Origin of the sequence: Enterobacter sp. J49 (genome assembly GCF_002148625.1) — a bacterium.
GTDB lineage: Bacteria > Pseudomonadota > Gammaproteobacteria > Enterobacterales > Enterobacteriaceae > Enterobacter > Enterobacter ludwigii.
Genome location: NZ_MWPY01000030.1, coordinates 263,335 through 278,034 on the forward strand (window position 1 = coordinate 263,335; position 14,700 = coordinate 278,034).

The window sequence follows — 14,700 nt, forward strand, 5'->3', positions numbered from 1 at the left end:
CTCCAGATTATTACTCTACGACCATTTTGCTAATCTGCCATGCTGATCTCGAGTAATAGACCTGGTTATCCAACTCTTTGTTACTTTCATAAGGATAGACAATAAACAGAGGGCCCTTGTCGCGAACGCGCATATATTGGCCGTTCATTTTTATTGCAAGGATCACGTTATATTTTGTGAAGTCTTCAATGGGAATTTCGGTCGTATAATCATTGAGCGCGGTTACACTCAGAACAGTGCCTTTGGCGCCGACCAGTTCCATGAGTTTTTTCATGGGAATACCCTCAAAGCTTGTCTGGTCATTATACCATGGGTTACGGGTACGCATGGTAACGAGGCCGATTTTTTCCAGGCCAGCGATATCAAAGACTGCAGCGCCATTTTGATTACTGTTCTCGATTTTCCCGGAGATGGTTAACACGGGTTTCCCTTCAAGCTTAGGGAGTTCCTTCCCCCAGGAACAGGTCGAAATAATCAAGAAAAGTAGGGTGATTGCCATTCTCATGCGCGATGACTCCATTAAGGAAATAGGTATGTCTTGTCGTCTATTCTGACACAAATTGTTACCAGCCAACCAGATAAGACTCCAGGACGAAACGGTCCCGTTATACTCTCGTTTAACGGTCCATGACAGCCATCCCGACGTTGTTGCTTGCCGTATCGTCATTAACAAAGATTAGCCTTCAGACGTGTCCCTGTCTCCCTTTTACACCATGATAATATGAGACAGAGCAGGTTATTAAAATTGGACGAAGGCGGAATTTGAAAAAATTGTCGTTTCTAATCCCCCGTTGCGTCTTAAACGGTCAGAATTTGTGCGGAGTGGTCAATTATTGGTACGGAATACCCTCAGGAGAGGTGCACATTGCGCCCTTATAAGCAGGTTAAAAGAGCAATGTCGTGCTATCGAGCGATCAATCCGACACAAGAATATTGTCGATCACCGGCTGGACGATTTGCTGAAATACTTTCGCGTCGTTAAACGCGCGTGCGGCTAACATAGCACCATGTACCGTTGCCATTAACTGCCCCGCCTCGCTGGCGTGGGTTGACCGGACAGTAAAGCATTTTTCCCTTTCTCCTCTCTGAAGCAACTCCGTCAGCCAGCCAGAGAGATCGGCGAAATGTCCCGTCACTTCCGAAGCGACTTCGGGCGGCAACGTCGGCAGTTCGGCGGCAAGCATCGCGCAGATACAAAATGGCGCGGAACCGTCCTGGATGCATTTGGCCCAATAATCGGCATAGGCCTGAAGTTCGGCAACCGGATTATTTAGCTGACGGCTTAATGCCTGCATTCCGGCGCGGGCCTCCTGGCGATACTCGCTCACGACGACCCTTACCAGCTCCGCCTTGCTTGAAAAATGGTGGTGAATACTCGCCTTGCGAATATTCACCTTTTCAGAAAGGTCGGCAAAACTGAAGCTTCGGTAGCCACCGGTGGTAAGCAATTGTCGGGTGAAAAATATAATGTCGTTTGCTTTCTGTGAACGTTCGGTGGACATAGCCGTAACCCATTGTCAGTATACAGATCAATAAGATATCAGAGAGCAGAGCGAAAACCTACCGACAGGCCGCCTTTACTGCCGCCGTCTGCCGGTCCCCGCCATACTGTCAAAGACGCCATCTCGCAGCACTAACGCATGAAAAAGCGCGGCCGCCAAATGCAGCATCACGGTAGCAAATAGCATCAACGCAACCAAAGAGTGCAGAGGCCGCAGAATGGCAAACCAGTCGTTATTCACCGGAACAATGGGTGGCAAAACAACCCCGCCCCCGAGGGTGATGGGGTACCCCGCCGCTGACTGCATTGCCCAGCCAATCAGGGGCTGAAGGAACATCATGAGGTATAACGCCCAGTGTGAGAGATGCGCTATCAGGCGCTGCCAGGCCGGTATGGAAGCCGGTAGCGAAGGGACGGAGGTATAAAACCTCAGCCATAGCCTGACCACCACCAGAACCAGAATCATCAGCCCCAGCGGTTTGTGGATCGCCACCAGCAGGGCATGTTTCGACGAAATGGTTGAAACCATCGCGATGCCGATAAACAACATTGCCACGATAGCCGCCGCCATGAACCAGTGCAGAATGCGCAACGCCGGATGGAAATAAGCAACCTGTTTCATAAGCCAGCTCCTGACTGTCGGGACTGTTCACGGGTACGCGCATTGTAGGATTTGGCATAGGCCGCCGAGCGCGCATTGAGTAAAGGATCGTCCGAAGGGGCAATGCCATCGGGCAAAATCAGCGGATCGTAGTTGATGTCATTGCACGGACCGTTTTGCTGCGGTGTTGCACGCGTCAGCACGAGCATGCCGGCATTGATGGTTTGCCGATCTTCAGGCCAGACCTGGCTTGCATCGTTGCCCGGATCGCCCGGTTTAGCGACGGTAATCATCAGATCCCATTTCAGCGGCCCTTGCTTCAGGCGCTCTTCAAGATCGTGTTGCAGAAAATCTTTATCATTTTTATCCGCCTCGCTCATCGGCTGAGAGCCAATATGCGGCACCATACTCCAGCGGACCAGATGCTCTTTACCCGTTTTATCAATAAAGCGAAATGCATTCAGGCTATTAAAGCGATCGCTTGCCCAACTGGATGAAGGTACATACTGCTTTGCCCAGGCGAGGTAGGGTTGCATCTGAGGATGCACGATCACAAACGCCTTAAGCTTATCGGGGTTGGGTTTACCGGTTGCCGGATCGGGCAGAGTCAGGTTTTGCAGCGCATAGAAGTCTTCAACGGTAGAGACCGGAAAGCGTGGCATCGCGTTCATGCCTGTTCGCCATTGCTCGCCGTTGCTCTGCCTGAATTGCAGCGCCATGCTGCGCACGGGAACGGCATAATCCGGCGCTTTTGGGTTACCCCCTGCGATGGCGAAACGGCCCGTAACTGGCGTTTCGCCAGGGGCAAATAGCGCTGCTCGCGATAACGAACTGACCTGGCCGTTAGAGATAAAATCCCCCACCACGCACACGCCCTTCGCGTGATTGCGGCGAAAACCGGGATGTTCCCCACCCGATTTCTGCAATACCGAAACCAGTTTGTCAGACGTCAGACGATTCGACGTCAGCCAGCCGCCTGACCAGAGAAACAGCGCTATCAAGACAAGGGGAATAATCGCGACCAGGCACAGGCGGACTATTTTTTGGCCGGTGGAAAGTGAAGTGTTCGTCATATTTTTGCTCACACAGTGAATACACAATCAAATACGCGAGAACGTATTCCTGAAAACATTAAGCACGTCTTTCGCTGCTGACGTGATAACTCGCCCATTAAGACGCGCCACAGGATGAATGAAGCAGGATTTTTTTAACTGTAGCCCAGAGCCGCTCTTTATCTCTGTCACGTATTTTTTCATGCTGAATTTCTCGCATGAATGCCGCTTTATCAGCTCCGGAAAAGCCGCCCTCCGTTTTTAATTTCCGGGCGATACTGCGAAGCGTTGATTCATCGGCATGGGCAATTTTTGCTCTCACCGCAGAGAGCGGCATCGGTGTCCTCGGTGTGTCTTCTTCCATGAGCCAGTCGGCACAATGGAAATGCTGGATAGCCTTCGCAATGTCCATCTGCAGTTGAATGAAAGACCTGACGCTCTCTCTTTCCAGCCCTGACGCGTGGGCGACAGCAAAGGCTCTTTCAAGCACGTCCCGTTCCTGTTCAGGGTCGGCAATTGCCTGACCCTGCTGCGCCTTATACGCTGCAACCTCTTTCATCAGGCAAAAACGCAGGTTGATACTCATGCCAGGGCCGGAAAAAACCTCGATCGCTGTCGTTGTTTCCGCAATGCCATCTCCCTGAATGGATGGCCCTGCCGCTAACTCATGCTTTTTCTCCATTACCGATCTCACTTATCGCATAGGTAAAAAAATAACGTTCTCAGGCCCGGATCCGGTTGGCTGGAAAGCGAACGAAAACCAACCTACCAGTTGGTAGGTTTAGTGTCAATTTCATCACTCATTTTTTACTCAATGCTGGATGCCATGTTTGTTCGGAATGGTTTTCAAAAGAATTCGGGGTAAGACAGGCTGCCGAAACGGCGAGCGAGGGGGAACGAAGAAAGATGAACAGAACTCAGAAAAAACATGCGGGCAGGAATACTGCATCCTGCCCGCATACCGGCCATACGGTCATTCCACTCCCCCAGCAAAAAAAATCGTATGGCGAGTTATCTTAGGCGTGAACCATATCTGCACAATACTGGATGCCAATACCGAACGCTCCGCCATGTTTCTGGCTGATCGAAGTGGTCAGTTCGTAGGTTTCATGACGTGCCCAGTCACGTTGCAGTTCAAGCAGGTAAGTCAGGGCAGTAATCGGCTTTGCGCCAGCCTGAATCATGCGTTGCACAGCGCGTTCATGAGCTTCTGCACTCATGTCACCGCTGGCGTCTGTGACGATATAGACGTCAAAACCTTGCTCAATGGCAGACTGAACCGGACCATTCAGACAGACCGAGGTCCACAGACCTGCAAACACCAGGCGGTCGCGCTCCAGTTTGTTGACGGCATCAACAAAATTACCATCTTCCCATGCGTTTGAGGTGGATCGGTTAACGTACGACGCGTCATCCGGGAATACCGCTGAAACTTCAGGAAATACCGGGCCCGCAAAATCATGGCGTGAAATCGTTGAAACAAGGGTCGGAATATTAAACCCCTTGCCTGTTTCCGCGAGGACTGCGGTATTTTGTCTCAGCAGGCCGATATCAATATTTTTCACATTGAACGCCATCTGGCTCTGGTGATCCAGCAGGATCAGCGCATGGTTTTCCGGGCTTAACAGATTTCTGGCCGCTGCAGGTGTTGCTTTAATCGTCATAATAGTTTCCGCGATGTTTGTTTAAATTTATCAGTGTGTTAATGACCTGATTCGTGAACACGAGAAAACTATACAAAACGAAATATTCTTTTGTCCGTTCATTTTTGCAAAGGGCTTATTGCAAAAATGAACGCTGTGAAATATTAATGAATTTTATATGAAAAAAGGAATTAACATGTTTGTCCGAATATTCTCTTTCTGTTCTCTGCTAAATAGTGGGAACAGTGATTCATAAATTCCCTTATTTTTGCTGATTTCCTCACATCAGGATGCGCGAGCAGCCAAATGTCTTCACCCAGTCCCTCCACGATGGGGCTAATCTGAGCCAGTTTATCTATCTGATTGCCATGCATGCAGGGTAACAAACCGATCCCAATGCCGCTTGAGATTGCCGACGCAACACTGAGAACGGAGTCGCCGCGAAAGGTGATATTTTTCTCGGGAATATTTTTTTCAATCCACAGAAAGGCGTTTAACTTAGACATTGCGTAATGGAAGGAGACCCAGCGATGCTCCGTGAGCGTCATAGCATTGACTTGCTTTTTTTCCCATTGTTCACGTAAACCATACACTGCCCAGAACGCCGATCCCACCTTGCGGCCGGAAAGATGCTCCGGAATGTCTCTGGTGGCTCGAAACGCGATATCCGCCCCGCCATCGAACAAATTGACGGATTCATTTTCTGTCGAGACCTGAAAGGTAATGTGGGGATTTATTCGGCTAAATGACGCGATCAGCGGGTTAAGGTAATCCTGCAAAAGGGCATCCGACGTGGTGACCCTTATCTCCCCCGAAAAACCGCATTCATCCTCTTCAATGTTCTGTAGAACATAGTGGATATCCTCTTCAATGCGGTGTCCCAGGGCGATCAGCGCGGTTCCGGCTTTTGTCGGAACGTAGTGGGTGCGGCGACGCAGAAAGAGGGCTAATGCCAGCGACGTCTCAATGGCCCCCAACCGACGAAACAAGGTGGAATGATTGATGCCCAGAGCATCTGCGGCGCGTGACAGATTACCGTGCTCACCTATAGCCATAACGGTTTTCAAATCATCCCAGGAAAAGTTCTGGGAGGTCATTTTCTTCATACTCTTTAAATCCAAATATCTTATCGGCAGGCCAGCTGTAAAAATTGCTGGCGGATGCGCTCGGCAATGGCATTGACCACCGCCGCACTCTCATCAGTCGGATCAATATCAACCCGGAAGGGACGTTTCCCGCAGGTGTATTGACGATATTGACTATTGCCTGCGCGGCATGACCGTGCAGGCCTCATCGCTCATTTACCCCGGAAGCGTATGCATCCGCCTGTCGGGGGGATTAGGCGAAGCCACCGTTTACACGAATAACCTGCGAGTTGATCCAGCTCCCGTCCGGACCGGCGATCATCGCTACTGCGCTGGCGATCTCTTCTGGGGTACCGATGCGCTCGAGCGGGGCCAGTTTTGCAACGGCCGCAACCTGCTCTTCGCTCTTACCGTTAAAGAAGAGCTCAGTCCCGGTGGGGCCCGGAGCAACGGCATTAACGGTGATATTTCTGCCCCGCAGTTCGTTTGCCAGCACGTGTACAAGCCCTTCCACGCCTGCTTTTGAGGCGATATAGGGACCATAAGCCGGGAAGGATTTGGCGATCACGCTCGTCGAAAGGGCAATGATTCTGCCGCCTTCACTCACGGTTTCAGCAGCATTTGCCAGCACCAGAAATGCGCCACGCAGGTTGGTATGAATGACACGATCAAAATCGTGAAGACCGGCAGGGGTAATCTTCGCCATTGGCATGATCCCCGCGCTGTGCACCACCACATCCAGTCTGCCGGTAACCGCTTTCGCTTGCTGGAACAAGTGGCTGACATCCGCTTCGCTGGCAACATCAGCCTGAATCGCCGTCGCACGGCCACCTTTAGCAACGATGCTCTGCACGGTTTGCTCTGCCGCCTCGGCATTACCTGCGTAATTCACGATAGTGGTAAAACCGTCCCGCGCGAGACGCTCAGCAATGGCGCGGCCGATACCACGGGAACCGCCCGTAACAAGGGCAGTTTTATTGACTTTGTCCATCGTTCTCTCCGGTTTCAGTGAAAGGGGGTCTGAATGGAGATATTAATGTTTTAGCAGGAGAGATAAATGGGTGATATTTGATAACATAATTCCATTATCGTTAATAATCGCCTTCAGGATCCGTGATGGATAAATTTGATACCATGCTGCTCTTCACCCGCATTGTAGAGCTTCAAAGCTTCAGTCAGGCCGCGGACCAGCTAGGGATCCCCAGAGCGACGGCCAGCAATGCAATAAAAAGCCTGGAGAAAAACCTGGAGTGTCGTCTGCTGGAGCGCACGACCAGACACGTGCGGGCCTCGCTGGATGGCGAGGCATTTTATGAACGCTGCGTGCATATTCTTTCTGAACTGGACGATGCGGAGTCTTCCCTGCGTCATTCCGGCGTAAGGCCACAGGGGATTTTGCGCGTGAATCTTCACGGGGCCCATGCGACCCGCATTGTACTGCCCCGTATTGACGAGTTTCACGCCCGCTATCCCGCCATCAGGCTGGTTATCAGCAGTGGGGATCGTCTGGTCGATCTGATTCGGGAAGGCGTTGACTGCGCCGTACGCGCGGGCAAGCTCTTTGATTCATCATTAATTGCCCGGCCTTTAGCCCAGATGCCTCAGGTTATCTGCGCCAGTCCGGACTATCTTCGTAAGCACGGCCGACCGATGACTCCAGACGATCTGCTTTCTCACCAGAGCGTCAATTTCTTTTCCACCAGCCGGGGTAAGAACTACCCTCTGGAACTCATTGTTAACGGTAAAGAGAAAAGCTATCCGACCAAAGGCTGGATGACAGTGAATGACGCAGAGAATTACGTTATTTGCGCGTTGCGCGGATGTGGGCTGGTTCAGCTTCCACGTTATCATGTGGACGATGCCCTTCGGGATGGCCTGCTACAGGAAGTGTTAAGCGACTGGAAAAGCCCGGCCATGCAACTTTCGGCTATCTATCCACAGCACCGACAGCTGTCTCCCCGTGTCCGGATTTTTGTAGACTGGCTGGTTTCTCTCTATCGGGAACGCTTTGAGGTGAACGCTTAATGGCTGCGTAAACCGTCGCTCACGTTGACGGCGCCGCGGGATCGGCAAGCATCGCATCGGCGATATCCAGCATAACCCGCAGGCGATCCATATGCCGGAGGTCAGAGTGATACCCTACCCATATATCTTTGGACGGCGGTGGCTCCGGCATGCTGATAGCCGCTAAGCCGGTGATGGCATCACCAAGCGGGCGCGGTAACACGGCGATGCCCATTCCACGCTGGCACATCTGTGCCTGTACGGCCCGGCTGGTACTGGTGAACACACGTCGTGACTGGGGGAACCTGTCGAGCAGCCAGGCGACGTCAGAGAAGTGGGATTGTGCCGTGTTCATCAGAATAAGCCCCACTGCGGCCGGATCGTGTCGGGCGATATCGGCGATTTCCGGCGTTCCATATAGCGCATAGGGGATGCGCATCAGGCGGCGCTGTACAATATCCGGTTCGGTAAAGGGAACGATGCGAAACGCAATGTCGGCATCACGCCGCGACAGGTTAAGTAAGCGGTAGCTTGCGATAAGCTCCGGCACAATCGCCGGATGGCGGCGCGTCAGTTCCTCCAGGACCGGTGCGAGAACATAGTTGGCAAACCACTCTGCTGAAGAGATCCGCAATATCCCTTCAAGACGTTCGTGATTACCGGCGAGACGCCGCTCCATCGCCAGCGCGGAGTTTTCCATCGCTTCTGCCAGCTTCAGCACCCTGTCGCCGGCGTCGGTCAGAACCAGCCCCTCCTGTGTCCGGCGAAATAGCGCTTGCTGCGCCTCTTCCTCAAGCGCCTTTATCCGGCGACCAATCGTCGGATGGCTCACACCCAGGCTTCGTGCCGCCTCGCCGAAAGAGCCCTTACGCATAACTGCAAGAAATACCCGGACGTCGCCCCATTCCATGCCAGTGTCTCACCGTACAAAAATGAACATTGAATATACAAAAGTGGCAGTTCCAAAACAACTTTGTCGATATCACTATAGCGTCCTCACCCCAGTCAGGAAATGAATGACATGTACAAATTAAAAGACAAAGTGGCGATTGTAACCGGTGGTTCCAAAGGCATCGGAGCCGGGATTGCCCGTCAACTGGCGGCTGACGGTGCAAAGGTTATTGTCAATTACGCGTCAGGCAAAAGTAGTGCTGATAACGTCGTTGCCGATATACAAGCTGCCGGTGGGCAGGCGGTAGCGGTCGCGGCGGATGTCACCCGTCAGGCTGAGGTTGAGGTGCTGGTTCACGCGGCCATCGACATTTTCGGGCGGCTGGACATTGTGGTGAACAACGCCGGCATTTATGAGTTCGCCCGCATTGAAGAGAGCACAGAGGCACTCTACCGCAGACAATTCGACATCAATGTTCTGGGCCCGCTATTAATGTCCGGCGCTGCTGCACCGCATCTGAATAAAGGCAGCAGCATCATTAACATCAGTTCGTTCGTCACCCGCGTCTTTATCGCCGAGAGTGCCATCTACAGCGGCACCAAAGGGGCGATCGATGCTATTACCGGGGTACTGTCACGAGAACTCGGCCCCCGGGGAATTCGCGTCAACGCGGTCAACCCTGGCCTTATCGAAACGGAAGGCAGTCATAGTGCAGGCGCGATGAACTCGGACTTCCAGACATGGAATGAAAAGCAGACCCCACTCGGCCGCATCGGTCAGGTGCAGGATGTTGCGCCGATCGTCTCATTTCTCGCATCAGACGATGCGGGATGGATCACCGGTGAGGTGATTCTTGCCTCTGGTGGCATGCGCTAACGCCCTGCCTCTCAATCTCTGCACATAACTGTTACCTGTGGAGTGTTCCATGTCACCCCCTATCCTCCCGCAAGCCGAGCCGCGTCGCTGGGCAATGTTTGTCATCCTGCTGGTTGGCGCATTTTTGCCCCCGCTCGATTTTTTTATCGTCAATGTTGCGCTACCTGCTATTCAGGACGAGCTGAGCGCCTCTTCCTCTGCTGAACAGCTGGTCATTTCGTCCTATGCAGCCGTGTATGCCGTAACCTTAATTACCGGCGGTCGTCTGGGTGATATTTATGGTCGTGGGAAGATGTTTTTTATAGGGCTTATCGGTTTTGCGGTGGCATCGCTGCTGTGCGGTTTAGCCTGGTCACCATGGGTACTGATTAGTGGACGCGTGTTACAGGGTGCTACGGCCGCGATTATGGCGCCTCAGGCACTGGCTTCCGTACAGGCCATTTTTCCGGAAGCGGAAAAACCGTTCGCGTTGAGTATCTATGGCGCTGTATTTGGCCTGGCCTCGGTTATCGGGCAGGTAGTGGGCGGTATCCTGATCTCAGCGGATCTGTTTCACCTGGGATGGCGGGCTATTTTTCTCGTTAACTTGCCGGTGGCGCTGCTGGTCATTCTCTTCGGGTTGCCACTGCTGAAAGAGACGCGTGCGCCATCCGCACAACGACTGGACCCGGTCGGCATGTTACTGGCGACCGCCACGTTGAGTGCGCTGATTGTGCCGTTAATTGAAGGCCGTGAAGCGGGATGGCCCTGGTGGACATGGCTGTCATTTCTGGCTGTCCCGCTGCTGGCGTCGCTGTTATGGCGTTATGAGCGTCGCCTTAGCCAGAACGGCGGTTCGCCTCTGCTTGATCCGGTCGTATTACGCGCGCCGGGGCTGGGTCAGGGGCTGGCGATCGTTTTGCTGTTTTATTCTATCGGGGCCTTCTTTCTTTTGTTCTCCGTTTATCTACAAGATGCGTTGCAGTTAAACGCCCTGACTGCGGGCCTGCTTTTTCTGCCTTTTGGCGTGGGTTTTCTGATCGGTCCGTTGCTAACACCTTATCTGAGGCGTTTTGTCGGCAATTATCTGAGCGCAATCGGGATGGGATGCGAGACGTTGGGGTTAGCAGGCCTGGCAGGGTTGATTGCCCATACCATGATGGGTAGCGCACCGGCCATGCTGCCGCTCGCTGTATTGCTTTTTATCACCGGCCTCGGCCAAGGACTGGCGATGCCGACGCTGGTCCGGATGGTGACAGGCCGCGTTGCACCGGCGTTTTCAGGCATGATTGCCGGGGTAACCAGCTCGACACTCCAAATCAGCACTGCACTGAGCGTCGCCGTCATCGGTAGTATTTTTTACAGCATGCTGGACAACGGCAGAAGCGGTGCAAATATTACGCATGCCTTTATCGTCGCCCTTCTGGCGATGGCGATATGCCTGGCAACGGGTGCCGCGCTAAGCATCCAGCTTATCCGGCAGGCCTCCGGTTTATTTTCTGCTGCGAGCGGCGCGTCTATCAAGTAACGTAACAGACAATCAACTGGCTGAGGGGTGGACATCCTTGCTCATGTTCCTCCCCAGCGTGCCGTTTACCCGCAGCAGGAACTCATGCGTCAACCTGAGAAAAAATCATGAAAAAATCGATAGTCCCTGAAGAATTTCAACACTATTTCGATGACTGGCACTTCTCGCCCGTTATCGAAGCAGATGGCACGGTGTATCTCTCTGGTGTTACCGCGGCACGGAAGGACAAACCGATAAGTCAGCATCCGGAAGAACAATTCCATGATGCGTTTTATAAGCTTGGTGTTTATTTGAAAGCCGCAGGCTTAGGGTATGAAAATATTCTTGAGATGACCACTTTTCATATTGATCTTAAAAAACATATAGACGTTTTTTCTAAAGTGAAAGATGAATATGTAAAGGCACCCTACCCGGCATGGACTGCCATAGGCGTATCAGCGTTCATTCCAGAAAATGCGCTGGTGGAAATGCGGATTGTGGCTAAAAAGTAGTGCCACCGTGTGTCCCCAAATCACCCCGGGTACGAACCGGATCGGCTTAAGCGCCGCAAGGTCTGCTACGAACAAACGGCAGACCTCGACGAGACGACAATGTCTTCATCAACTGCAATAGGCTATGTTTACAGATTCAGAAACCCTGGCAATGGCACTGCGGCCAGAAAATGGGACTTGCCGATGAATGCAGAGAACCTTCCTGTGGTACTTATCCCGGGATTTATGCTTGATGAAACACTGTGGGACGATTTTATCACCGCATTTCCCGAGCGCAGGCTCTTTATACCTGCGAGCCTGGGCCAGGGAACCACAATCCAGGATATTGCCGCTAATATAGTCCAGAAACTACCGGAGCGTTTTGTGCTGGCCGGCTTTTCGCTAGGTGGTTATGTTGCCAGAGCTATTTATGAGGCTTTTCCGGAGCGGACAGCGGCGATGATCCTCATTGCTACGTCTCTCAGAGAGGATTCGGCAGAAGAGATAAATACCCGTGTTGCTGCAGCGAATATCAATTCCTCCAGAGAATTTAGTGAGCTGAGCACAACGGCCATTAGAAAATCCCTTCATGCTGATCTCGCCAGTAATACGGCCATTATTGAGAAAATCCGTAATATGGGAAAAAGGCTGGGAGCCGATGTATTCAGAGTTCAGTCAGGGCTAAACCGCGAGCGAATAACATTAAAACCCATTTTATGCCCGACCTACGTTATTGCAGCGAAACATGATCGGCTGCGTTCAACAGAGGAGGCAGAAGAACTCGCCAGGCTAACCGGAACCTGTGTGGATTATGTTGACGGTTGTGGACATCTTATTCCTCTGGAAAAACCGGATGAACTGGCCCAGCGTGTGTCCAGATGGCTCGATAAAACAGGCCTTTAAAATAACGTTGGTGCAAACAGAGTCCCCCTATTCTCTGCGAATCAAACGCCAGGTCATTTTTCTTAGATGTCTGCTTCTGGCCTCTGCTACGCATTTTCGGCTATCTGAGTTGGGAAATCGACAGTGACCAGCAGCCCGCCTTCTGCAGACGTACACAGGCCTACGCTGCTGTTGTGTTGCTGCGCAACCGCGTTGACGATGGCAAGCCCCAGTCCACTCCCGCTTTGCATCTGATTGGGGTCGCGAAAAAATCGGTCGAACACACGCTCCCTCAATTCAGGCCGAATACCGGGCCCGGCATCTGAGACACGAAGCTGCGTGGATTTATCCCGCGATCGTAGCTCTACTTCAACCCGTCCGCCCTCAGGGCTGTACTTGACTGCGTTCTCAATCAAATTGTCAATCAGCGACATCAGGCGCTCCCTGATGCCTGTGATCCAGACTTCATCATCAGAGATGAATTCAAGCTCTATCCTGCGCTCCGTAGCCAGCGGTTCCAGTGCAGCCATTCGCTCCTGAATGAGCGTCGTCAGCGGCACTGGCTGCATAACGGTATCAATACGTGCTTCACTGTGCATCATCAGCAACAATTGATTGACGAGTCGGGCGGCCCGGCTGTTGCTGCGAATAATCCCCGCCAGTAATTCCTGTTGAGTCTCATTGCTTACATACGACTGCAGCGCCTCCACGTTGATTCGCATTGCAGCAAGAGGAGTACGCAGCTCGTGAGCGGCATCAGCAATGAAAATCCGTTCCCTTTCCGCGCTTTCGCGCACCCTGGCAAGAAACACGTTTATCGCGTCCACCATTTGGCGAAGCTCCCTGTGTTTTGGCATGGCTTTAAATGGAGAGAGATCGTCTGGCGTTCGCAAGGATATTTCATTTACGACCTTGCTCCAGGGTCGCATTGCAATACGAATTGACAGCCACGCGGGAAATAAAAGAAAAGGAATGCACACCAGTAGCGGCAATATGTAATAGCCACGCGAGTTCAGGTAGATAAAGAAGTTCCAGCCTCCGGCAGGCGTCACAAGTGTCACCTCCACATCGGAGTTCCCGGATTTGAGCGTACGGCTGGTCCAGGTGCGCCCCTCACTCTCAATACGCTGTAATTCCCCCAATTGGGTGTTTACGACCCCTGTTGGTGCGCCATCAGATGAATAAATTATCTCGTTATGTTTGCGAATAATGAGGCTGATTGACAGTTCAGGATCTTCACCTCCGCCATATCCCTCCCGCAACGCCTTACTGAACGTGTTCAGCACATCGGTGCGTTCCTGGGGGCGATCGTCCATACTGTCCACCAGCGTAAAAAGGGTTTCGTAGGTCTTACTGCCCGTTAATATCGGGGGGCTACGCAAGTCCTCCCACAAAACAAAAGTCAAAAAAAGACACCACAGCAAGGTCAGCAGCAGCATCTGGGCGATGATGATTCGCCGTACGAGCGTGGGGAGTCTCAGGGTGCGCCAGATATTTCGCATCAATCACCGCCTTTGTAGATCGGTACAGTATCAATGACATACCCCACCCCTCTCACCGTTCGCACATAACCGTCCCCGATTTTTCGACGCAAATTCCCCATATGCACGTCGAGAGCATTACTCAGATTTTCTTTGGTGCCGAAGATTCTTTCTTCCAGAAATCGTCGTGTAAGCACGCGGTCAGCGCGCAACATTAACGTTTCAAGCAGCGCGTATTCACTTGCCGTCAACTCCACGTGACGGGCACTCACCGTCACGCGACGCGTTGGCACATGCAGAGATAACCCTCTGATTTCTATTGCCTCATTCTGAAAACCGTAACTGCGTCGCGCAAGCGCTCTTACCCTGGCCAACAACTCGGCGAGAATAAAAGGTTTAACAAGGTAATCGTCTGCACCGGCATCCAGCCCACACAGGCGATCCTGTAGCGTGCCTCGCGCAGTCAGGATGATGACAGGGATCCCCTTGAACTGTTGCCGCAAGCAGGTCATAAGGCCCATGCCATCGCCATCGGGCAGTCCCAGGTCGAGCAATATCAGTTCTGGCACGCAGGCATCAAGCTGATGCAGCGCATCCTCTTTGCGGCGAACCCATATGACATCAAATCCTTGATCTGCAAGGGCGATCCGCACGCCATTGCCCAGATCCAGGTCGTCTTCGATTAGTAGAATTTTCACATTGGTAA

General features: G+C 52.4%; 16 protein-coding genes. 5 read left to right on the top strand and 11 right to left on the bottom strand.

What is annotated here, in order from left to right; translation table 11 throughout:
* Nucleotides 1-10: 10 nt before the first annotated feature.
* The 8 genes from BJP35_RS10160 to BJP35_RS10195 form a co-directional block, all read right to left on the bottom strand.
* Nucleotides 11-505, bottom strand: a complete 495-nt coding sequence (locus BJP35_RS10160) for a molybdopterin-dependent oxidoreductase (protein ID WP_020885054.1) — start codon at nt 503-505, stop codon at nt 11-13.
* A gap of 409 nt (nt 506-914) precedes the next feature.
* Complete coding sequence (locus BJP35_RS10165) at nt 915-1,502, bottom strand: TetR/AcrR family transcriptional regulator (protein WP_044857230.1); 588 nt, start codon at nt 1,500-1,502, stop codon at nt 915-917.
* A 75-nt stretch (nt 1,503-1,577) separates the two neighbouring features.
* The gene (locus BJP35_RS10170; protein ID WP_014169034.1) at nt 1,578-2,123 is read right to left on the bottom strand and encodes a cytochrome b; all 546 of its coding nucleotides are present in this window, start codon (nt 2,121-2,123) and stop codon (nt 1,578-1,580) included.
* Nucleotides 2,120-3,175: a catalase family peroxidase gene (locus BJP35_RS10175; RefSeq protein WP_086463132.1), complete on the bottom strand. Its 1,056-nt coding sequence runs from the start codon at nt 3,173-3,175 to the stop codon at nt 2,120-2,122. The genes BJP35_RS10170 and BJP35_RS10175 overlap by 4 nt, the downstream gene beginning before the upstream one ends.
* A 97-nt stretch (nt 3,176-3,272) precedes the next feature.
* On the bottom strand, nt 3,273-3,836 hold the full coding sequence (aroQ, locus tag BJP35_RS10180) for a gamma subclass chorismate mutase AroQ (RefSeq protein ID WP_042866541.1): 564 nt from the start codon (nt 3,834-3,836) through the stop codon (nt 3,273-3,275).
* 334 nt (nt 3,837-4,170) lie between these two features.
* A complete protein-coding gene (locus BJP35_RS10185; protein WP_020885059.1) occupies nt 4,171-4,818 on the bottom strand; it encodes an isochorismatase family protein in 648 nt (215 codons plus the stop codon).
* Between the two features lie 170 nt (nt 4,819-4,988).
* Complete coding sequence (locus tag BJP35_RS10190) at nt 4,989-5,903, bottom strand: LysR family transcriptional regulator (protein ID WP_044857229.1); 915 nt, start codon at nt 5,901-5,903, stop codon at nt 4,989-4,991.
* A gap of 232 nt (nt 5,904-6,135) precedes the next feature.
* Entirely contained in the window at nt 6,136-6,873 is a 738-nt protein-coding gene (locus tag BJP35_RS10195) for an SDR family oxidoreductase (RefSeq protein ID WP_014169027.1), read from the bottom strand.
* 125 nt (nt 6,874-6,998) lie between these two features.
* Between BJP35_RS10195 and BJP35_RS10200 the strand changes: the two genes are divergently transcribed.
* Nucleotides 6,999-7,907, top strand: coding sequence for a LysR family transcriptional regulator (locus BJP35_RS10200; RefSeq protein WP_020885062.1), 909 nt, complete (start codon nt 6,999-7,001; stop codon nt 7,905-7,907).
* Nucleotides 7,908-7,926: 19 nt separating this feature from the next.
* Here BJP35_RS10200 and BJP35_RS10205 read toward each other — a convergent pair whose 3' ends face one another.
* Nucleotides 7,927-8,796: a LysR family transcriptional regulator gene (locus tag BJP35_RS10205; protein WP_014169025.1), complete on the bottom strand. Its 870-nt coding sequence runs from the start codon at nt 8,794-8,796 to the stop codon at nt 7,927-7,929.
* A gap of 111 nt (nt 8,797-8,907) precedes the next feature.
* On the opposite strand from BJP35_RS10205, the gene BJP35_RS10210 reads away from it, so the two are divergent.
* From BJP35_RS10210 to BJP35_RS10225, 4 genes are all read left to right on the top strand, one after another.
* On the top strand, nt 8,908-9,654 hold the full coding sequence (locus tag BJP35_RS10210; RefSeq protein ID WP_044857227.1) for a glucose 1-dehydrogenase: 747 nt from the start codon (nt 8,908-8,910) through the stop codon (nt 9,652-9,654).
* Nucleotides 9,655-9,703: 49 nt separating this feature from the next.
* Nucleotides 9,704-11,161 carry an MFS transporter gene (locus tag BJP35_RS10215; protein WP_086463061.1) on the top strand — a complete coding sequence of 486 codons (1,458 nt, stop codon included), beginning with the start codon at nt 9,704-9,706 and terminating at the stop codon, nt 11,159-11,161.
* A 107-nt stretch (nt 11,162-11,268) separates the two neighbouring features.
* Nucleotides 11,269-11,652, top strand: coding sequence for a RidA family protein (locus BJP35_RS10220; RefSeq protein WP_020885066.1), 384 nt, complete (start codon nt 11,269-11,271; stop codon nt 11,650-11,652).
* Nucleotides 11,653-11,751: 99 nt separating this feature from the next.
* Entirely contained in the window at nt 11,752-12,534 is a 783-nt protein-coding gene (locus BJP35_RS10225; protein WP_080337630.1) for an alpha/beta fold hydrolase, read from the top strand.
* 86 nt (nt 12,535-12,620) lie between these two features.
* Here the strand turns inward: BJP35_RS10225 and BJP35_RS10230 are convergent, their stop codons facing one another.
* Complete coding sequence (locus BJP35_RS10230) at nt 12,621-14,015, bottom strand: HAMP domain-containing sensor histidine kinase (protein ID WP_086463062.1); 1,395 nt, start codon at nt 14,013-14,015, stop codon at nt 12,621-12,623.
* Nucleotides 14,015-14,692: a response regulator transcription factor gene (locus BJP35_RS10235; protein ID WP_020885069.1), complete on the bottom strand. Its 678-nt coding sequence runs from the start codon at nt 14,690-14,692 to the stop codon at nt 14,015-14,017. The genes BJP35_RS10230 and BJP35_RS10235 overlap by 1 nt, the downstream gene beginning before the upstream one ends.
* Nucleotides 14,693-14,700 lie beyond the last annotated feature (8 nt).